An 18,903-nucleotide genomic window follows, 5' to 3' on the forward strand; every position below is an offset into this window, starting at 1 on the left:
AGCACAATCCATCGCCTCATTTATAAAGCGATAATTAGGCGGTCATTACGATGCCTTGAGAGGCACCGAACCTCTATAATTCAAATTAGGGAGAGGGAGAAACTGATTTGAAATAATAGAATTAAGGGGGGAAGGGGTATGGGAATTGTAGATTGGATCTTTGTCGTGGGTTATTTCACAATCATAGGCATTATCGGATACCAAACAAGTAAGCGTATACAAACCGTTAAAGACTATAATGTTGCAGGAGAGAAAGTGACTTGGACCATTCTTTTTGCCAGTTTGGCAGCTTCTGTATTAGGTGGAGGGGCCTCAACTGGAATGGCGGGAAATGTTTATAAAGATGGGTATGTCTTTATGTTCGCTTTTTGTGCGTATGGGATTGCAAGTGTATTAATTGGCTATTTTATTGCACCACGGTTAAAAACCTATAAAGGAGCTCAAACCGTTGGGGATATCATGGAAAGGCATTATGGAAAAAAAGCGAAGTTAGTGACGGGGATTCTCTCGGTGGGATTATGTACGGGGATTATAGGGGGTCAGGCTTTAGCGTTAGGAACCATGCTGAATGTAATTCTAGATATACCTCCGATCGTTGGGATCCTGATCGGGATGGGATCGGTGATTCTCTATACTTCTTTTGGAGGAGTCATGGCGGTCATTCAAACGGATGTCGTTCAATTTGTCCTGCTAGGTGTCATATTACCTCTTTCTCTTATCATTGGATTGTTTGCGGTGGGCGGTACTGAAACTTTAATCGAAAAAATCCCTGATGTTCATTTTACCCTTTTGGGCAATTGGGAACTAGCTACCTTTATTGGATTGTTCGTCACCTTTCTCTTAGGAGAAGCGCTGATTCCTCCTTACACACAACGGGTTTTCTCGTCAAAAGATCCTGAAACGGCCAGGAAAGGCTATATCATTTCGGGTTTCTTCTCTTTTGGATTCTTTTTCATCACAGGTTCACTAGGTTTAATCGCTTATGTGTTATTCCCTGGAATTCAAACCGATAATGCTTTGCCAACGATAGTGAAAGAGCTTTTGCCTGTTGGTGTGACTGGATTGGCAGTTGCTGCATTATTAGCGGTAATCATGTCCACGGCAAGCTCCTTTTTAAATGCAACGACGGTTTCTTTCATGAGGGACATCTATCCTTATCTTAGAAGGAAAAAAATATCGGATAAGCAAGAATTATTCATGGGAAGAGTCTTGACTGTGGTCGTAGGGGTCGCTTCTTTAATTTTTGCTATCAATGTTCCAAGTATAATCGCGGCCTTGGAATATTCTTATTACCTTTGGGCTCCGACCATCGTATGCCCATTGGTGATGGGAATCATGTGGCAGATACGTAGTGCGGCGGCCGGTATATGCTCAATCATCGTTGGGGCAGTCATCACGTTGGTTTGGACCTTTGCCCTGCATGAACCTTTTGGCTTATCTGGGGTCGTTCCGGGATTCATCGGTAATGCAATTGCCTTTTTTATCGCCCTTTCACTAACGAAAAACAACGAAGCGAAAAAAACTGCAAATAAGGTGGATAAGGAGCTGATTGAAAATGATGTTATATAGTTTTCTGCTTTATTTCATTCCATCGTTATTAATCGTAGTCACCATTATGACAGGTATAGTTTGTACAAAACATTATATAGAGGATGTCATAAAGAAGTGAAAAAAGATTTGTACGTAGAGAACAATTTCAAGCATGAAATATGGACAAAAAGATATGGAGGGGTAATGTACATGAAAAGATCTGTGGCTGTTTTAGGTGGAGGTAACGGAGGACATACATTAGCGGCTGATTTAAGTTTGGCTGGACATGAAGTTCGACTATTTGAAGTGGAGAAATTCAGTCATGCCATGAAGCATGTATTTGCAACGAAAAGGATTGAATGCCTTGGTGAGGTGTTAAATGGAACAGCAGAAATAGCGATGGTCACAAGTGACATCGACCAAGCATTAAAAGGGGCAGAAATCATCCTTGTTGCAGTACCAGCTTTTGCGCATAAAGATTATGCGAATTTATTGGCGGATAAAGTGAGTTCAGATCAATTGGTTGTTCTCCTGCCAGGAACGCTGGGATCTTTGGAGTTTGTGAGGATCTGGAATGAATTAGGGGTGAATCAGGATGTTGTGCTGGCTGAATCGGATACCCTTCCGTATGCGACAAGACTTGAGGGACCGGGTAAAGTAAGGGTAAATGTGAAAATCAATGTGCAAATAGGGGTGTTTCCTTCCATCCGTACTGACTGGGCAACGGCTTTGCTTGCTGATATTTTATCCATCACACCTGTCAGCAATGTGCTTGAGGCTGGTTTGAGCAGTATGAACCCAATCGATCATCCGCCTGGAACCATTTTGAATGCTGGTCGAATTGAGCGTTCAAACGGGGAATTCTATATATACGAAGAAGGGATGACCCCATCCGTCATTCGGGTGATGGAGCAGTTGGATCAAGAAAGATTGGAGATTGGTAAGTGGTTTGGTTTGGAACTGAGGACAATCGCTGAACTTCTCCATACATCAGGGTATGGCCCAAAAGGAACAACCTGGGAAGTGTTAAATGGAAGCCGCAGTTTGACACCGATTAAAGGACCGACTTCTTTACAATCACGTTATTTATCCGAAGATATTCCTTTTGGTTTGCGAACATTCGCTTCAATTGCCGACCATATTGGATTAGACACACCAGTGATGGATTCCATGATCACCTTGGGGGAAATTCTTGTTGGGGGCACACCGAATAGTGGAAGAACGATTGAAACTCTGGGTCTTAGCAAACTATCAAAAGAGGAAATCATGGATTTCGTTCGTACTGGGACGCCTAAAGTTTCCGTATAAGGTGAGTCCAGAAAAATCGTACTAACCCTTTAGAAAGACGATAGGTGAAACATGTATAAGGAGAGAAGAATACGGCAGACCTAGCCGCGTTTCTTCTCTCCTTAGCTTATTTAATCTCCCGAACCCAAAAATTGGCGATGCTCTTTAAGATCTCTGCTTTATAAGCTGTAAATCGATGTATAGCTGCATTCTCGAATGAAAGTCATCAAAATCGATGGAGGTGAGATCGGTTATTTGATTCAATCTATATTTCAATGTGTTGGTATGAATATATAGCTGTTCAGCTGTCGGTTTGATCCGGCAATTGTTCAACAGATATATTTCCAGTGTTTGAAGGAGTTTGGTCTGGCTTTCCTGGTCCTTCTTTTGAAGAATCTCTAAATCCGTATTGATATAATTCGTTTTAGTATGATGGTTGGAGATCATTTCGAGGTAACGGAAAATCCCAAGCTTGCTATATTGGAAGGGAAGCTGTCCAGGTTCACCGATGAACTTGGCTGCGTTGATCACTTCCAGGGCTTCGAGATAGGATTTTCTTAATTGAAGAATCGAAGAATACTCATTTCCGATTCCCGGGAATACCTTTTTGTCATTGAATTGGGAAAGAACGGTGTTCGTTAAATCATTGGCGCTATCGGTAAGCAGGTCTTTCCCTTTTCCGTTGCTGCCAATCAAAACGATGATCTTCAATTGGTTTGTGAATACATGGGTAAAATGATTTAATGCATTGGCGAATAGACTTACAGTATCAGCTAATTCATCGAAATGTTCCGCATCGGATTGAGCGATTGTAAAGACATTGACAAGGAAAGTTTCCGGAATGAGAAGACTCATATTAGCGGCTTCCCATTTTATTTGATTTTCCGTTTGATAGACTTCGTCAATGACCTTTTGATAAAATTCATTTTTTTCTTCATCTTTTTTCATGTTTATCTGTTTTTTCTGATAAAGGAGCTTGCCGATATGATGGGAAACTTCATGTAAAAATTCTAAATCGGATTCAGTCATCATTTCCGTTTCTTGGACCCAAATGAATCCGAAGACCTGTCCTTTGTGAACGGCGCTTACAACGACTCTTTGATTTAAACCGATTTCCTCCATTTGTTTCACCCTAAATGGATGCTCCACGGTTTTAAGCTGTTCGACAATGCCCTCATCCATGAATTTTTCCAGAATTGGAATCGGCCAATGCTTTGTGAAGATGGTTTGCCGATTGGCTTGGTCGAAGTGTTCGATATAATATGAACTATATGCCAGCAATAAAAATTGGTCATTTTCGATGACGACTGGTTTTTTTAAATAAGTGCTGACCATATCCGTTATATCGTTGATGTTTGTGATAGTCAGAATTTTTTCTAATGACATATATGGCCCCCTGTTATTTTTTGAAGTATATGACAACTTAGTTTAATAATACTTTTAAACGGATGATGTGTATAGGGGGAAGAAAAAAGAAGGAACGGTATATGAAAAATACCGTTCCTTTTAGGGGTTTTATTTTTGTTTTAAAGTTTTTTCAAATTCTTCGAATTTCTCTTCTACTTCTTTTGATGGTTTCGCTGTTAGAAGACTGACCACGATGATGGCAATCAAGCTTGCGCCAAAACCAGGAATCATTTCATACATCATATCGGATAATCCTGCCATCGACCAGAAAATTACAGTAGCGGCACCAACGATCATCCCGGCTAAAGCGCCCCATCTTGTCATTCGCTTCCAGCAGAGGCTCAGTATGACCAATGGACCGAATGAAGATCCGAATCCAGCCCATGCATACCCGACAAGTCCAAGGATCGTGTCATTCTGTTCCCAAGAGAGAATGAGCGCTATGACGGATATGGTCAGTACGGAAAGCCTGCCCAGGAAAACAAGCTCTTTATCTGAAGCGGAACGACGGAAGAAGGTTTTGTACATATCCTCCGTTAAAGAGCTGGCCGTAACCAAAAGCTGCGAAGAAATCGTGCTCATGATAGCTGCCAGTATCGCTGAAATCAAGAAACCAGTGATAAGCGGGTGGAATAGTATTTCCCCTAACTCTATGAAAATCGTTTCAGGATCAGCTAACTTCAGGTTGTTCTGATGGAAATATGTGATACCGATGAATCCAGTCAGCATGGCACCGATACTGGAGAAAATCATCCAGCCCATTCCGATAGTACGGGCTTTCTTGATTTCTTTAATAGAACTGATCGCCATAAAGCGGACAATGATATGCGGCTGTCCGAAGTAACCCAGTCCCCAAGCAAATAATGAGATGATGCCTAAAAAGCTTGTCCCCGTGAAAATATTCAATAGAGCTGGATCAATGGAACGTGGCGTATCTATGGAAGGACCGAAACCGCCAACATGGAAAAGGGTGACGATCGGTACAAGAACCAAGGCGACAACCATGATGATCCCTTGAACAAAGTCTGTCCAGCTTACTGCCAGGAATCCACCGAATAAAGTATAGGCAACGGTGACGCCTGTTAAGATCCATAGACCTGTATGGTAATCAAGGCCGAATGTACTTTGGAATAAGACTCCGCCGGATACCATTCCGGAAGAAACGTAAAAGGTAAAGAATACGAGGATAACCAAAGCCGAAATGAGCCTTAAGATCTGTGAGCCCTCGCCAAAACGATTTTCCAGGAAAGCGGGGATCGTAATCGAGTTATTGGCGACTTCCGTATAGGTTCTCAATCTAGGTGCAACATACAGCCAGTTCATATAGGCTCCTAATGTGAGACCGATTACAATCCAGATTGAACTTAGTCCTGTTGCGAACATGGCACCAGGCATACCCATTAAAAGCCAACCGCTCATATCAGCGGCACCGGCGCTTAATGCAGTGACGGCAGGTCCAAGACCCCGGTCGCCCAGCATATAATCATTTAAATTGGAAGTCCTTTTGTAAGCGAAGTAACCGATGAGAAGCATGCCAGCCATGTAAATGCTGATCGAAATTATTAATGCGTAATCCATAAAAGACTCCCTTCGTGATGAAATATATAATTTTTTGTTTTAAAAGAGGAAGCAACCTATTTGTCACTTCCTCCATTTAACTTCATTTTGGTTTCCGTATCCAGAATGAAAGATACGAAAACCATAGGGGTTTCAAATCATCTTCAAATAGCTCAATGGAACATTATCAGAATGTTTCGGATGTTGTTTTTGCTTGCATATGAAGCTGCAAGTAGTCCGGTCCGCCAGCCTTGGAATCAGTTCCTGACATGTTGAACCCGCCGAATGGCTGATAACCTACGATTGCACCAGTACAGCCGCGGTTGAAATACAAGTTCCCGACATGGAATTCTTCGCGTGCTTTTTCCATGTTAAGGCGATTTGTCGTAATGACAGCCCCAGTCAAACCATATTCAGTGTTATTGGCAATCTCAAGAGCTTCGTTAAAGTCCTTCGCTTTTGTGAAGGCAACGACTGGTCCGAAGATTTCTTCTTGCATCAAGCGGGCTTGCGGATCGACATCAGCAACGATTGTCGGTTGAACGAAGTAGCCTGTAGAGCTATCTCCTTCTCCTCCAGTCAGAATGCGTCCTTCTTGGTTCCCGATTTCAATATAGCTCATGATTTTGTCAAAAGCAGCTTGATCGATAACTGGACCCATGAAATGGTTTTCTACAGGATTACCAACTGTAAGTTGTTTTGTTAATTCAACAGCGCGATCTAATACTTGATCGTATACATCTTCTACGATGACAGCACGTGAACAAGCAGAACATTTTTGTCCAGAGAAGCCAAATGCAGATTTCACGATCGATTGAGCGGCCAATTCAAGATCTGCCTCTTTGTCGACAACGATAGTATCTTTTCCGCCCATTTCAGCAATGACACGCTTCAGCCAAATTTGGCCTTCGTTCACTTCTGAAGCACGTTTGTAAATACGCAGACCTACATCACGTGAACCTGTAAAGGAAATGAAACGTGTTTTTGGATGATCAACCAGGTAGTCGCCCACTTCGGCTCCGCTTCCTGGAACGAAATTCAACACACCTGCCGGAAGGCCTGCTTCAAGCATCACTTCAACGAATTTAGCTGCAACGATAGGAGTAGTCGAAGCTGGTTTCAACAGGATTGTGTTACCAGTGACGATAGCGGCAACAGCTGTACCTGCCATGATAGCGAATGGGAAGTTCCAAGGAGAAATGATGATGCCTACCCCTAATGGAATATAATCATAGCGGTTAAATTCTCCCGGACGGCTTTGAACAGGCACACCATCTTTAAGAGTCAGCATTTGACGGGCATAGAATTCTAGGAAATCGATTGCTTCCGCTGTATCCGCATCAGCCTCATTCCAAGGTTTTCCCGCTTCTTTTGTCAATAACGCAGAGAATTCATGCTTGCGTCTGCGAATGATGGCAGCCGCTTTGAACAAAACGTCAGCGCGGATTTCAGGTTTCACTTTTTTCCAGCTTTCAAAAGCGGTAACAGCTTCCTGCATGGCTTTTTCAGCAAGATCCCTATTCGCTTTCGATACTCGGCCGATGACCTCTTGCTTATCTGCAGGGTTATATGAAACGATTTTCTCATCAGTCGTCACTTTCTCTGCCCCGATATAAAGAGGGTAGTCTTGCCCTAAGTAGCCCTCAACGGTTTGAAGTGCTTCCTGATAAGCTTTTTTGTTTTCCTCGTTTGTAAAATCGACAAATGGTTCGTGTTTATATGAAATCATTGATAATCACACCTTTTAATAGATTTTTTGTAGCAATTAATAATGTTGAATGTATATTTAGCTTCTGACCATCCCTTTGAAGGCAAAGGCAATATTGGATGGCCTTTCTGCAAGCCTTCTCATGAAGTATCCATACCAATCCAGACCATATGGTACATAGACGCGCATTTTGTAACCTTGCTTGACCAATTCATATTGAGTTTTGTTTCTCATGCCATAAAGCATTTGGAATTCGAATTGTGTATTTGGAATGTTGTGCCTCTTAGCCAACTCTTTTGTATACTCGATGATTTTGTCATCATGTGAGGCGATGGCCGTATAATTACCGTTAAGAAGACTTTGCTTGATCAACTTTTTATAGTTTTCATCTACATCATCCTTTTCGGGAAAAGCAACCTCGGGAGATTCCTTGTAGGCACCCTTTACGAGACGCAGGAATGGCTTATATTGGGCAAGGTCCTCCAAATCTTTCTCTGTGCGGAATAAATATGCTTGCAGAACAGTACTTATGCAGCTGTATTTTTCCTTGAACTGCCTGAAGATATCGATTGTCGCCTGACAGCGAACTTCATCTTCCATATCGATCGTGACCATGACTTTATGTTTTTCGGCTGTATCAAGAATTTTCGTCATATTCTCAATCACGAGTTTATGATCGATATCAAGTCCCAAAGAAGTCATCTTCAGAGAAACCTGTGAATCAAGTTTTTCCCTGCTGATCATTTCGATGGTTTCGATGCATTCTGCCGTACGTTCCAGGGTCACTTCCTTGGAATCAACGAATTCCCCAAGATGGTCGACTGTAACCGACAAGCCGCTATTATTAAGTTGTTTAATGAATTTAATGGAACTTTGGAAATCAGTTCCTCCAATGATCTTTCCAGCAGCAAAATTTCCTCCGCTTTTTTTAGCAATATTATTAAGCAGATTATTTTTAGATAAAAATAAGAAAAAGTCCCTTGTAATGGCTTCCATATAAAGCGCACCCCCTAAGAAGATGTATTTCAATAAATTAAGCTTACGGTTTTTCGACAATATTCTCAATGTTCTTAAAAAACAATAATTCTGTCATTTGTTTGTCGGTTTTGGACAAATGAAAAGGTTTACAATTTTTCTTGAATGTTCGAATGATACGAAGGTTTATTTTTAAACCTATATAGAAACGCTAGAAATAAAGCCTTTATCAGGAAGCGATGATGTGAAAGACATCAATGAATGCGTGTAAAAGTGGCAGCTCGACCATAATCATCCAATGCGTTATAATGAACCTTATTTAACAGAATCGGTCAATGCTCGAAGAAAAAACGATAAATGAAGCTTTCAGAAGTAAAATGGATGTAAAACCGTAAAATTAAGTCGCTTCGGCAAGCCGGGGAGGATAAGGAATGGATGCTGTACTTGAAGAACTTAGAGAAACATCAGGATTGATAATAGGATTAATAATAGCCCTGATAATTATGGGGCTGATCGGTTATGCCCTTACGAATGTACATGAATCCATTGTGTCACCTGTGGTTCAGTTCATAAAGAAAATGGTTAGTCGAAAATAGCACAAGCGCAATACATATTTGTTGCTTTTAAACAATCCCTGCAGGGTTTGTCTAAAAGCGACAAAAGAGCCGCAAGCTAAAAGCATATTATCCGAGAATGATGAAAATCCCCCGCTTCTAATGGAAGCGGGGGATTTTCATGTGTTCAAGAACAAGAAAAAAACCTTGCAGTATAGGGTTTACACGTATAGAGCATAGGGGGGCAAACAATTGGACTTCAGGCTGCTAGAGATGGGTTAGATTAAATCGATGGATCAGTTTCTATTCCGACTTGAAATCCGGATCATCATAATGGTGGGCAACCCAGCCGGAAGCATCAATAAACAAACGAACGGCCACTACTTGACGGTTTTCCAATAAAGTAAAGAAGTGGGGGATGTTAACGGGAACAGAAATCACATCTCCAGCAGATAATTCTACGTCGAAATAACCAGAATCACCCTTGATAGTAAAGATGCCATTTCCTGCAGTGATGGCACGAACTTCATCTTCGGTATGAACATGTACTTGTTCAAATTTCTTTAGAAGCTCGTCTAAATTAGGAGTGGCATCGGATAATGCAACAATATCCCATTCTTTATAGCCACGTCGATTTGCAAGGGATTTAATTTCCGCATCAAAGACGTTAAGAATTTCTTCTTTTTTCTCGTCGGAAAGTATAAATTCATCACAAAGATGCTTGGGTAATTTTTTCATATCCCAATGTTCGTAAAGGACTCCTTGTTCATCCAAAAATCTTTTAACCTCTTGTTCTTCTGTAAATCTTTTATTGGTAGTACGCATGCGAATTGTTGCCATCGTAAAATTCTCCTTTTTGAAAATTTTAAAAAGTTTGGTTGAATTTTTTCAGAAAAAACATTTTAATTTGATATTCAAATAGAAATTCAAATGCCTCTAAATGACGCTTAGCAGTAAACTCACTATCTCCCCATACATAGATTCCATGGTTGCGGATTAATACACCTGGTACCCCGGGTTGGATAACTCCGCCGATTTCTTCTGCTAATTTAGGAATGGAAGCATAGTTTTCTACAATTGGAACTGTTATGGAAGCATCTTCTTTCCAAATATCAAATGCTTTAATGATTTCATGTTTCGTGAAGGTAACTTTTCCTTGATCGCCATAAAGATCTGAAATGAGATTATTGTAAATAGTGTGGACATGGAAAACAGCTTCACAATTAGGGATTAATTGATAAATAGCAGTATGAATCAAGGTCTCGGCAGAAGGTTTTAAGTTGGTAGGAAACACAAGATTCCCATGCGAATCAATTAAAATAAAATCTTCTGGAGTATCAATCGATTTGTCTTTCCCGCTAGATGTTATTGCTATAATAGGTTGATCAAGCTCTAACGAAGAGTTTTTTACACGAATGGACAGGTTCCCGCTGGTTGCCGGAAACCAGCCTCTTTCCGATAGGCTTCCTTTAATTGTTTGTAATGTTTTAAAGGCCTTTTCGATTGATTCGAGAGTGATTTTTTCAAAATCCTTTTTATCTATGGATCTTCACCACACTTATTGGTAATTTGGTTTAAATTTTAATCACATCAAAAAATGATTCAAATTCTTTACAAGGAAGAGACTGCTCTTTACATTTTTGTAAAAGAAAATCTCGTGCAATAACAAGTTCAGCCAATTTGGCAATCGCCAAATCTGTGATACTATCTCCAATTACAACTTTCATATAATCGGTAGTTGAAAGCGAACGAAATATAGTAGGTTTACACATTCCACAGTCTTTGTTGCAGTTTGAATCACAAGAAAAGGGCCATATGATTTTGATTTGTTTGTCATTAAAATCACTGGCATTGCAATAGATATCATATTTGGGGATAGGGTAACGCGATAAAATAAGGAGAACGAAATATCAATTCCGCTTGTATCCTCCTGAATCCATTCCTCTCCGGCAAGAAACACTATTCGACCATATGCCTCTCCATGCTTACCAAATCCAATTCCCGGTCCCAGGACAACTTTTGCATTTTTTCAATAACGTATCAGCAAATTTCTTACTGGCAGCCAGGCAAAGTAGGATCCTTTAGGAGCTGGAGCATGCCGATTGAATTTTTTAGCTCTTCAAAAAGGCAATATCGTAATTCGTAAGTATCCACAAGCTCTTGAACGCCTTCTTGTGAGAAGGTCAGGGATGCCTTGTCCAAAATTAATAACAACATACCCCGCATTAATAAGCCCTTACACTTTTCCGAATAATAGAGAAAAATTGATTTGGCAGGCGATTCTTTAGGTTGGTTGCTTTGATTATAAAATTGTTATTTTGAATAATTAATCACCCCTCTCTTAAAAACAACATATGATGACATAACCCTTTTAGTGAGTAAATACAAAAAAAACAATTGTTTAACTTACTTATACTAGTGTTGTTGCACACACCTAGTTGAATTTACTCAGGAAAAGAGCTCTTAGAAAGGGGAGAGGGGATTAATGACAAATTTAAATTATCATATACTTAGTGAGCTAGAAACAATGCAATATATTAAAAAGATTCCGGGTTTATTTTCGGAGAATGCTCAACTAATTTGCAAGGAAATGGGGGATGGGAATCTAAATTTAGTATTTCGTATAGCGGAACAAGATTCGTCGGAAAAAAGTGTAATTATAAAACAAGCACTTCCTTATGCGCGCGTAGTTGGGGAGTCTTGGCCATTAACATTAGACAGGTCACGTATTGAGAGTGAAGCATTGATGATGCAAAATGGAATTTGTCCTGGTTCAGTTCCAAAAGTTTATCATTATGATAAAGTATTGGCGTTAACTGTCATGGAGGATTTATCTACACATATCATAATGCGTAAAGGCTTAATTGCCCGTAATCGTTATCCTTATTTTGCAAAACACATTGGTGCTTTTCTAGCTAGAACTCTGTTTTTAACTTCCGATTTAGCGTTAGATCCTGAATGTAAAAAGCAAAAAGTAATTCAGTTTATAAATCCTGAAATGTGCAAAATTACAGAAGATCTTGTATTTACTGATCCATATTACGATGCAAAAACGAATCGATTCAACCCGCTAATTAAGGCAGTCGTAGAAGAAATTTGGAGTCATGACCGGCTTAAACTTGAAATCACGAAGTTAAAGGAAGGATTTCTCACTCGTACTCAAGCACTTATCCATGGAGATTTTCATACAGGCAGCATTATGATCACGGAAAAGGACACGAAAGTGATTGATCCAGAGTTCGCCTTTTATGGACCGATGGGTTTTGATGTTGGAGCTGTGATTGCTAATCTATTACTCAACTATTGCTCTCATGAAGGACATACTCTCATTCAAAAGGAACGGATTGAATACCAAGAGTATTTATTAAATACAGTAGAGGAAATTTGGACAACCTTTGAAGAAGAATTTAGAACTTTGTGGAAGGAAAAAGCAAGCGGTTCTTACGTGTCCATACAGGGATATGAAGATGATTATTTGCTGCGTTTGCTTCAGGATTCCTTTGGATACGCGGGGTGTGAAATGATGCGTCGAGTGGTTGGTTTAGCTCATGTTCCTGATTTGGAAAGTATAAATGATCCCAAATTAAGAGCAAAAGGAGAAAGATTAGCCCTCGCCATTGGGCAACAGCTGGTATTGGAACGGGAAACAGCCGGGAAAATTTGCGACCTAACATCCTTAATCAAAAAAGTCAGAAATCGGGAGGTGGATCAGGATTAATAAGTTTATTCAATCCATTCAATGAAAAATGATCAATTTTTTTATCCTGATAAAGCAGGTCAATATATGTGTAAACAAAAATTAAAATGAAGGTTGTTTTTTACAATTAGGATGGCGATTTACTTGTAGGTACAGTAGATCATTTTTTTAATAAGCTTACTCGCATGGAAATTCAAGTGTTTAAATCTTTGATTATGTTTTCCGATGAGAGGCCAATAACAACAGACGAAGTAATGCCTATCACGTTCATCGAACGAGAGGGTACACAGCCCCGGATTGAATTAACGAAGACTGGCGATGTTGGCTGGGTACCTTCCAAAGCAGTACGCAAGATAAGCGGGGAATAAGACAAAGCCCTGACCCTTGATGTTTGGGCTTTATATTCGTTCATAAATCAAAATAATCATCTGCCTTTGCGTCAGCCTCTATACTTCGAACCGCCTTCATGATTTTCTTTAAAACTCCGGCTGACGGCACATACTTAGGGTCGCTGCAAACTCTGCTTATCGTATTGCGTGAGATACCGGACGCACTTACAAACTCCTCTTGTGTATATCCGTGCTTATCTATTAATTTACCGACCTTGCTCCGCGGCTTACTCTTCCCGAATCTAAACATTTTGATAACCTCCTAGAATTATTTACTAGCAGTCTCGTCCAACTTTCACAAAAATATACGCATAGTTTCGCAAATATTTGGTATACAAACGGTTGGTCGGAGCAAACGAGAATTAAAAAGTGGTTCCTGTTGTCTTTCTAAAAAGTTATATAGGATGTATGATGTTCTTTGAATTTATTTCCATTTAAAATATAATGATAAATGGGTTATTGTAAGCGAACACTGACTGAATAATTTAAGGATACGGTTAATTCTTGTGTGAATTAGGAGGAAATCATGGGAAGAATAGTTCATTTTGAAATTCATGTGAATGACATGGAACGGGCAAAGAAGTTTTATGGAGAGGTATTCGGATGGTCTTTTCAAGACTGGAGTGAATATGCAGGAGTGCCTTACTTTGGAGCAGTAACTGGCAATGAGAATGAACATGGGATCGATGGTGCTTTGATGCAGCGTCATAGTGCTCCGCCGGAAACACACCAAACGTTAAATGCATTTGCCTGTACCATGGGAGTGGAAAATTACGATTTAACGGAAGCTAAAATTATTGAGAATGGCGGCAAGGTCGCATTGCCCAAATTTGCCCTGCCCGGAATGGCATGGCAAGGATACTATATTGATACCGAAGGCAATACTTTTGGAATTCACCAACCCGATGTGAATGCAAAATAGAGTTGATAATAGGTGAATTAAAACATGAAATCACAAGAAACGGCAGCCATGCTTGAAAATGTACGCAATATCTGTCTTGCGCTGCCCGAAGCTGTTGAACATATTGACGGATTCGGTCACAACACTTTTAAAATCAATGGGAAATCCTTCGTGATTTCAGGTGAAAGCGAGAAAGGATTCAGCTTGTCGTTCAAGTCAGATAGAGAAACTCAAGAATTATTGCTACAGAAAGAGAATTTTTTCAAAACTCCATATATAGGACATCACGGTTGGGTCTCTATTCAAAGTCCGGATGGGGAAGACTGGGATGAATTGACCTATCTAATTCAAGAAGCCTATTTACGTGCGGCACCGAAGCGATTGGTTAAGAAATGCCATGAGTTGCATAAAAGGTGAAGAAAGGCGAACGATCTGCCTTTCTTTATTTTTTCGTTCTTTAACCAGCTTTACAGATACTGATGACAAAAATCACGACCTCATCCATACACACATAATTTATGATTGCATTGGAGTGACCAAGAAAGTCTTTGTAAAAGGGACTCCAGAATTTGCAAAGAGTGATTATTTTCTCTCATTAGAGAAATTTTAAAATTAATTTAGAGTGTTTCTACAATAGATTTATGCTTATATAAAATAAGGGAGCTTCAAAAATCACGAGTATCAATTAAAATTTCATTGACGGAAAGGTGTATGGTTGAAGTGAATGTTGAATCTTTTTTTTCTGAAAACATTAAAGCGGCACTTAAGAATGATCCGCCCGGTGCATGGATGCCAAATCTGCCGGATGGCTGTATTCGCTTGAGTTCAGGCTATCCTGAGCCTGCACTCGTTCCTGCTGGGGAGCTCAAGGCAGCTGTAGCAAAACTTCTTGATGAGGAGCAGGATTTGCCTCTCCATTATCTTGGAAGTCCACGAATTGCAAAACTGAAGCAGCAAATCCAGAAAAGATTGGCAGAGCGTGGAATTTTGATTTTAGAAGAACAGCTTTTGATTACATCAGGAGCTTGCCAGGGGATTGATCTCATTGCCCGCATTCTCCTTGATGATAAAGCGGTTGTAGCGGTAGAGTCTCCCACCTATATGGAGGCTTTAGAAATTTTTCAAAACTATACGAAGCATATTATCAGTATACCTATAGATGAACAGGGGATCCAAACATACCGATTAAAAGAAATGCTGGATCAAAGGAAGCGTACAGGTCTAACCCTTCCGCGTTTTCTTTATACTATCCCAAGCTTTCAAAATCCAACTGGCACGACTATGACAATTGAGCGCCGAAAGCATTTATTGGAGCTTTCCATCGAGTTTGATTTTCTCATTCTAGAGGATGATGCGTACGGAGAATTATCCTTCGATAAAAATCCGGCGCCAATAAAATCCATTGATGAACGCGGGCGGGTCCTCCACGTTGGGTCCTTATCCAAGGTTGTTGCGCCAGGAATGCGGATTGGATGGATAGCGGGAGAAAGTGAATTCATTAAGGCTTTAGAGTGGTTTAAAAAAGATTTAGACCATCCATTTGCTCAAAGTACAATGGCTGTATACTTAGAAAACGCCGATTTTGATAAACGGCTCGACCTACTAAAAGATGTGTATCGTTCTAAATGTAATGCGTTAATCCGTTCGATGGAACAATTTCTTCCAGAATCCGTTTCATGGTATGTACCAGATGGTGGTTACTTTGTATGGGTGAGAATTCCAGGTGTGGATACGTCGCATTTGTTATCACAGGCTCTTGCTGAGGGTATTTCATATGTTCCAGGGAAATACTTTTTCTTGGATCAAAACGATGGAACCGAGTTTCTCCGGCTTTCGTTCAGTTATGCCAATGAGAAAGAAATAATCGAGGGAGTTCGAAGGCTAGGACAGCTTATCGCATCTTTTTTGAATAGATTGTCCTGAAGGAATGTTAGTTGATTAATCTATAAGTTATTTCGATGCTTTTTTGAAAATGGATTTGAATGAGCCTACTTCCTTAAAGGAGGTAGGCACTTTGTTAATGAAAGGATTCTTTAACTCCTTCGCGATGATTTTATCTCAAATTGTTTAAGCACCGTAGATTAAGCCCACTGCTGAAGCATGCAACCTAAAATGTGTATATGTAGATTCTGATTATTCATATGGTCACAATGAAGTATTTTTTTAAAGCCAAAGAAAAAAACCCTTGCTACGCAAGGGTTTTCGGATATGGAGCATAGCGGGATCGAACCGCTGACCTCTACGCTGCCAGCGTAGCGCTCTCCCAGCTGAGCTAATGCCCCGAGTTGAGGTACAATAACTATTTTATCGGATTTTAGCGAAAAGTCAATATAAAATATGAGATTTTTGCAAAAATGATAAAAAAACCGTTTGAGGGTAATCAAACGGTTTTTTAATTATGCATTTTCGATCTCTACTCTTTCAATCTCCTTAAGGTTGGAAACGGTGTAATACACTTCCGATGTTCTGACTTTATGATCGACCAGCACTTTAAGTGTCAAAAGGTGATTGTCATTTGCGACATCTTTGATTCTAAGGTTTTTGATGAATATTTTTTCGTCTTTGATTTTTTTCAATACGACGGCAATGTCATCTTTATTTTGTACGACCAGCTGCAGAAAGATTTCTTTTTGCCGTAACTTCATCGGTCCTAGCCAGGTGACGATTGCGGGCACCAATTCGACACTTATGATCAATAGGATGACGCCTGCAATGGCCTCGAGGAAAAATCCAGCTCCAACGGCGATTCCGATTCCTGCAGCTCCCCAGATGATGGCGGCTGTCGTTAAACCGGATATGCTGTTGTTGTCCCGCCGGAGAATGACGCCAGCACCGATAAAGCCTACGCCAGAAACGATTTGGGCAGCTAGACGCAAGGGATCCATTGTGATATTTACGTCATCGCTCCCAGGGAACTTATAAGCGGATTCCATGGAAACGATCGTTAATAAACAGCTCACGATTGAAATGACCAGGCTTGTTTTTAATCCTACGGGTTTTCGCTTCATTTCTCGCTCGAGTCCGATAATTAGTCCAAGTAGAGCTGAAATTCCCAATTTGATAAGGATTTGCAGTTCCGATTGAGGGTCGAATGTCCATTCCATTTTTTTCACCACTTCCGAATTATTATCGAAGAATAAGATCGTCTGTTGCCATATACCCGTTTTTGAAAAAAAACTACCCTAATGATTTTAACATAGTAAAATAGAGTTCAATGAAATGTAATTCCATTTGAAAGGAGGAATTTGAGTGCAAATGCCAAAAGTGAATCCCTATGTAGCGTTGGCAATCGGTGTGGCATCCGTATCGTTTTCGGCCATCCTTGTTAAATTGGCCACCGCTCCATCGGGTGTTATCGCTTTTTACCGATTATTATTTACCGTCTTACTTATGTTGCCGTTTTTCTTGATGAAATACCGTCATGAACTTAAATTCATTGAAAAAAAGGATTGGCTATATTCGATTGCGGCAGGAGTGTTTTTGGCTTTTCATTTTATTTTATGGTTTGAATCGCTTAATTACACGTCGGTCGCGAGTTCAACTGTGCTTGTCACCCTCCAGCCTTTATTCGCTTTTGCCGGAGCTTACCTGTTTTTTAAAGAAAGATTTTCAATGAAGGCGATATTGAGCGGCATTATTGCAATAGCAGGTAGCCTCGTCATTAGCTGGGGCGATTTGAGAATTAGTGGTATGGCGCTTTGGGGAGATATTCTTTCGCTTATCGCATGTGCGCTGGTAACCGGTTATTTACTGTTTGGTCAAAATGTTCGAAAACGTATCTCTTCTATAACATATACATTTGTCGTGTATGCAATCAGTGCTGTTGCATTGTTTTTCTATGTGATCTTCAAGGGAGAGGCATTGGCGCCTTACCCTGCTTCCGATTGGGTTTATTTCGTTTTGCTTGCGATTTTCCCGACTTTATTAGGTCATTCTTTATTCAATTGGTCACTAAAGTGGTTAAGCACTTCGACGCTTTCGATGGGAATCTTACTTGAACCGGTGGGGGCTACAATTCTGGCTTACTTCATATTAGATGAACCGATACTCTGGACTCAGGTCCTGGGAGGCACCATCATATTGGGTGGTTTGATGATGTTCTTAAAAGATGAAAAGAAAAGCAAGGTACATGAAGAAGCGCAAGTTTCCGTATAAAAGCAGTAAGTCTCCCGACTTACTGCTTTTATTTAATAGGGGTGAAACAAATAGGTGATCCGTGTGAAAACCAAAGCGAATGTAAAGCTGAATAAAAACGTCGTACCATTCACCTTGCCTTTTTCTCTGCTGAACTTGATGGCTTCATAATAAGCGGTACTGAATAAGTAAAGGGTCATACTGTAGGAAATGAGTAATCCGATTAATGGCAGATTCATTGCTTCACCTCATGGAAAAAGATATCTATATATGACTATTTGTGTTTCTTTGGAAATATGCTTCGTTTATTCATAAACCATTGAGCTTGGTCCAGAAAGCAGGGATAAGGGTGTGTTGGTGTAAAGGATATATAGAAGAAAATAGGTGAAACGGTTTTTTTTGAAAAAGTTTTAAAAAACGTATTGCAAACATTTTTTGTACATGGTATATTATTTCTTGTCGCTAAGACAGCAACTTAAACAGCTAACAAGCTGTGAAAAACATTTTAAAAAAAGTTGTTGACGAAACGTGACAGAATGTGTTACATTATAGAGGTCGCTTCTGAGAGAAACGACAACAAATTGCTCTTTGAAAACTGAACAAAACAAAGCGCCAACGTTAAATTTTAAGTGAGCACACACTATCAAAAAAGTAAATGAGCAAGTCAAGCATTTCTTCGGAGAGTTTGATCCTGGCTCAGGACGAACGCTGGCGGCGTGCCTAATACATGCAAGTCGAGCGAATCGATGGGAGCTTGCTCCCTG

The 18,903-nt window shown here is 40.2% G+C and carries 18 protein-coding genes, 1 tRNA gene and 1 rRNA gene; 10 read left to right on the forward strand and 10 right to left on the reverse strand.

The features are described 5' to 3' along the window. Positions 1–138 precede the first annotated feature (138 nt). Complete coding sequence (locus ACQKMF_RS14165; RefSeq protein ID WP_402943987.1) at positions 139–1,569, forward strand: sodium:solute symporter family protein; 1,431 nt, start codon at positions 139–141, stop codon at positions 1,567–1,569. 171 nt (positions 1,570–1,740) lie between these two features. Then, positions 1,741–2,838: an NAD/NADP octopine/nopaline dehydrogenase family protein gene (locus tag ACQKMF_RS14170; protein WP_402943990.1), complete on the forward strand. Its 1,098-nt coding sequence runs from the start codon at positions 1,741–1,743 to the stop codon at positions 2,836–2,838. Positions 2,839–2,982: 144 nt separating this feature from the next. Here the strand turns inward: ACQKMF_RS14170 and ACQKMF_RS14175 are convergent, their stop codons facing one another. The 4 genes from ACQKMF_RS14175 to ACQKMF_RS14190 all read right to left on the reverse strand — a co-directional run bounded on the left by ACQKMF_RS14175 (position 2,983) and on the right by ACQKMF_RS14190 (position 8,485). Beyond that, on the reverse strand, positions 2,983–4,203 hold the full coding sequence (locus ACQKMF_RS14175; RefSeq protein ID WP_427573741.1) for a PucR family transcriptional regulator: 1,221 nt from the start codon (positions 4,201–4,203) through the stop codon (positions 2,983–2,985). 129 nt (positions 4,204–4,332) lie between these two features. After that, entirely contained in the window at positions 4,333–5,802 is a 1,470-nt protein-coding gene (putP, locus tag ACQKMF_RS14180; RefSeq protein WP_342603298.1) for a sodium/proline symporter PutP, read from the reverse strand. A 166-nt stretch (positions 5,803–5,968) separates the two neighbouring features. Then, positions 5,969–7,510: an L-glutamate gamma-semialdehyde dehydrogenase gene (pruA, locus tag ACQKMF_RS14185; protein ID WP_230176253.1), complete on the reverse strand. Its 1,542-nt coding sequence runs from the start codon at positions 7,508–7,510 to the stop codon at positions 5,969–5,971. Between the two features lie 57 nt (positions 7,511–7,567). After that, complete coding sequence (locus tag ACQKMF_RS14190; protein ID WP_137019574.1) at positions 7,568–8,485, reverse strand: proline dehydrogenase family protein; 918 nt, start codon at positions 8,483–8,485, stop codon at positions 7,568–7,570. Between the two features lie 410 nt (positions 8,486–8,895). Here ACQKMF_RS14190 and ACQKMF_RS14195 point away from each other — a divergent pair, with 410 nt between their 5' ends. Further along, positions 8,896–9,060, forward strand: a complete 165-nt coding sequence (locus tag ACQKMF_RS14195) for a hypothetical protein (RefSeq protein ID WP_230176254.1) — start codon at positions 8,896–8,898, stop codon at positions 9,058–9,060. Positions 9,061–9,321: 261 nt separating this feature from the next. Here the strand turns inward: ACQKMF_RS14195 and ACQKMF_RS14200 are convergent, their stop codons facing one another. Together ACQKMF_RS14200 and ACQKMF_RS14205 are read right to left on the reverse strand one after the other, a co-directional pair. Continuing rightward, positions 9,322–9,858: a cupin domain-containing protein gene (locus ACQKMF_RS14200; protein ID WP_402944001.1), complete on the reverse strand. Its 537-nt coding sequence runs from the start codon at positions 9,856–9,858 to the stop codon at positions 9,322–9,324. Positions 9,859–9,883: 25 nt separating this feature from the next. Next, entirely contained in the window at positions 9,884–10,561 is a 678-nt protein-coding gene (locus ACQKMF_RS14205; RefSeq protein WP_402944067.1) for a methylthioribulose 1-phosphate dehydratase, read from the reverse strand. A 942-nt stretch (positions 10,562–11,503) separates the two neighbouring features. Between ACQKMF_RS14205 and mtnK the strand changes: the two genes are divergently transcribed. Further along, positions 11,504–12,736 (forward strand): S-methyl-5-thioribose kinase, encoded by a 1,233-nt coding sequence (gene mtnK / locus ACQKMF_RS14210; protein ID WP_402944004.1) that lies wholly within the window; start codon positions 11,504–11,506, stop codon positions 12,734–12,736. A gap of 164 nt (positions 12,737–12,900) precedes the next feature. Further along, positions 12,901–13,083: a hypothetical protein gene (locus tag ACQKMF_RS14215; RefSeq protein ID WP_402944007.1), complete on the forward strand. Its 183-nt coding sequence runs from the start codon at positions 12,901–12,903 to the stop codon at positions 13,081–13,083. A 40-nt stretch (positions 13,084–13,123) separates the two neighbouring features. Here the strand turns inward: ACQKMF_RS14215 and ACQKMF_RS14220 are convergent, their stop codons facing one another. Next, positions 13,124–13,354, reverse strand: a complete 231-nt coding sequence (locus ACQKMF_RS14220) for a helix-turn-helix domain-containing protein (protein ID WP_101223539.1) — start codon at positions 13,352–13,354, stop codon at positions 13,124–13,126. Between the two features lie 276 nt (positions 13,355–13,630). On the opposite strand from ACQKMF_RS14220, the gene ACQKMF_RS14225 reads away from it, so the two are divergent. The 3 genes from ACQKMF_RS14225 (at position 13,631) to ACQKMF_RS14235 (ending at position 15,928) form a co-directional block, all read left to right on the forward strand. After that, positions 13,631–14,026 (forward strand): VOC family protein, encoded by a 396-nt coding sequence (locus tag ACQKMF_RS14225; protein WP_101223538.1) that lies wholly within the window; start codon positions 13,631–13,633, stop codon positions 14,024–14,026. 24 nt (positions 14,027–14,050) lie between these two features. Next, positions 14,051–14,422, forward strand: a complete 372-nt coding sequence (locus ACQKMF_RS14230; protein ID WP_101223537.1) for an MmcQ/YjbR family DNA-binding protein — start codon at positions 14,051–14,053, stop codon at positions 14,420–14,422. 303 nt (positions 14,423–14,725) lie between these two features. Continuing rightward, complete coding sequence (locus tag ACQKMF_RS14235) at positions 14,726–15,928, forward strand: PLP-dependent aminotransferase family protein (protein WP_427573746.1); 1,203 nt, start codon at positions 14,726–14,728, stop codon at positions 15,926–15,928. 286 nt (positions 15,929–16,214) lie between these two features. On the opposite strand, the gene ACQKMF_RS14240 is transcribed toward ACQKMF_RS14235, so the two are convergent. Next, positions 16,215–16,287 (reverse strand) — tRNA-Ala (locus ACQKMF_RS14240). Between the two features lie 114 nt (positions 16,288–16,401). Continuing rightward, positions 16,402–17,109, reverse strand: coding sequence for an MgtC/SapB family protein (locus ACQKMF_RS14245; RefSeq protein ID WP_101223535.1), 708 nt, complete (start codon positions 17,107–17,109; stop codon positions 16,402–16,404). A gap of 151 nt (positions 17,110–17,260) precedes the next feature. Between ACQKMF_RS14245 and ACQKMF_RS14250 the strand changes: the two genes are divergently transcribed. Beyond that, on the forward strand, positions 17,261–18,160 hold the full coding sequence (locus tag ACQKMF_RS14250; protein ID WP_397315660.1) for a DMT family transporter: 900 nt from the start codon (positions 17,261–17,263) through the stop codon (positions 18,158–18,160). A 32-nt stretch (positions 18,161–18,192) separates the two neighbouring features. On the opposite strand, the gene ACQKMF_RS14255 is transcribed toward ACQKMF_RS14250, so the two are convergent. Continuing rightward, positions 18,193–18,378, reverse strand: coding sequence for a hypothetical protein (locus tag ACQKMF_RS14255; RefSeq protein ID WP_101223533.1), 186 nt, complete (start codon positions 18,376–18,378; stop codon positions 18,193–18,195). A gap of 434 nt (positions 18,379–18,812) precedes the next feature. Here ACQKMF_RS14255 and ACQKMF_RS14260 point away from each other — a divergent pair. Then, positions 18,813–18,903: ribosomal RNA gene (locus ACQKMF_RS14260) — 16S ribosomal RNA — on the forward strand; the annotation flags it as partial.

The organism is Peribacillus sp. NPDC101480 (assembly GCF_050277335.1).
Taxonomy (GTDB): Bacteria; Bacillota; Bacilli; order Bacillales; family DSM-1321; genus Peribacillus.

Bases quoted from the DNA above. Each gene is read 5' to 3' on its own strand.
- ACQKMF_RS14165 (WP_402943987.1), top strand. From the start codon at position 139: ATGGGAATTGTAGATTGGATCTTTGTCGTGGGTTATTTCACAATCATA.
- ACQKMF_RS14170 (WP_402943990.1), top strand. From the start codon at position 1,741: ATGAAAAGATCTGTGGCTGTTTTAGGTGGAGGTAACGGAGGACATACA.
- ACQKMF_RS14175 (WP_427573741.1), bottom strand. From the start codon at position 4,203: ATGTCATTAGAAAAAATTCTGACTATCACAAACATCAACGATATAACG.
- putP (WP_342603298.1), bottom strand. From the start codon at position 5,802: ATGGATTACGCATTAATAATTTCGATCAGCATTTACATGGCTGGCATG.
- pruA (WP_230176253.1), bottom strand. From the start codon at position 7,510: ATGATTTCATATAAACACGAACCATTTGTCGATTTTACAAACGAGGAA.
- ACQKMF_RS14190 (WP_137019574.1), bottom strand. From the start codon at position 8,485: ATGGAAGCCATTACAAGGGACTTTTTCTTATTTTTATCTAAAAATAAT.
- ACQKMF_RS14195 (WP_230176254.1), top strand. From the start codon at position 8,896: ATGGATGCTGTACTTGAAGAACTTAGAGAAACATCAGGATTGATAATA.
- ACQKMF_RS14200 (WP_402944001.1), bottom strand. From the start codon at position 9,858: ATGGCAACAATTCGCATGCGTACTACCAATAAAAGATTTACAGAAGAA.
- mtnK (WP_402944004.1), top strand. From the start codon at position 11,504: ATGACAAATTTAAATTATCATATACTTAGTGAGCTAGAAACAATGCAA.
- ACQKMF_RS14215 (WP_402944007.1), top strand. From the start codon at position 12,901: ATGGAAATTCAAGTGTTTAAATCTTTGATTATGTTTTCCGATGAGAGG.
- ACQKMF_RS14220 (WP_101223539.1), bottom strand. From the start codon at position 13,354: ATGTTTAGATTCGGGAAGAGTAAGCCGCGGAGCAAGGTCGGTAAATTA.
- ACQKMF_RS14225 (WP_101223538.1), top strand. From the start codon at position 13,631: ATGGGAAGAATAGTTCATTTTGAAATTCATGTGAATGACATGGAACGG.
- ACQKMF_RS14230 (WP_101223537.1), top strand. From the start codon at position 14,051: ATGAAATCACAAGAAACGGCAGCCATGCTTGAAAATGTACGCAATATC.
- ACQKMF_RS14245 (WP_101223535.1), bottom strand. From the start codon at position 17,109: ATGGAATGGACATTCGACCCTCAATCGGAACTGCAAATCCTTATCAAA.
- ACQKMF_RS14250 (WP_397315660.1), top strand. From the start codon at position 17,261: ATGCCAAAAGTGAATCCCTATGTAGCGTTGGCAATCGGTGTGGCATCC.
- ACQKMF_RS14255 (WP_101223533.1), bottom strand. From the start codon at position 18,378: ATGAATCTGCCATTAATCGGATTACTCATTTCCTACAGTATGACCCTT.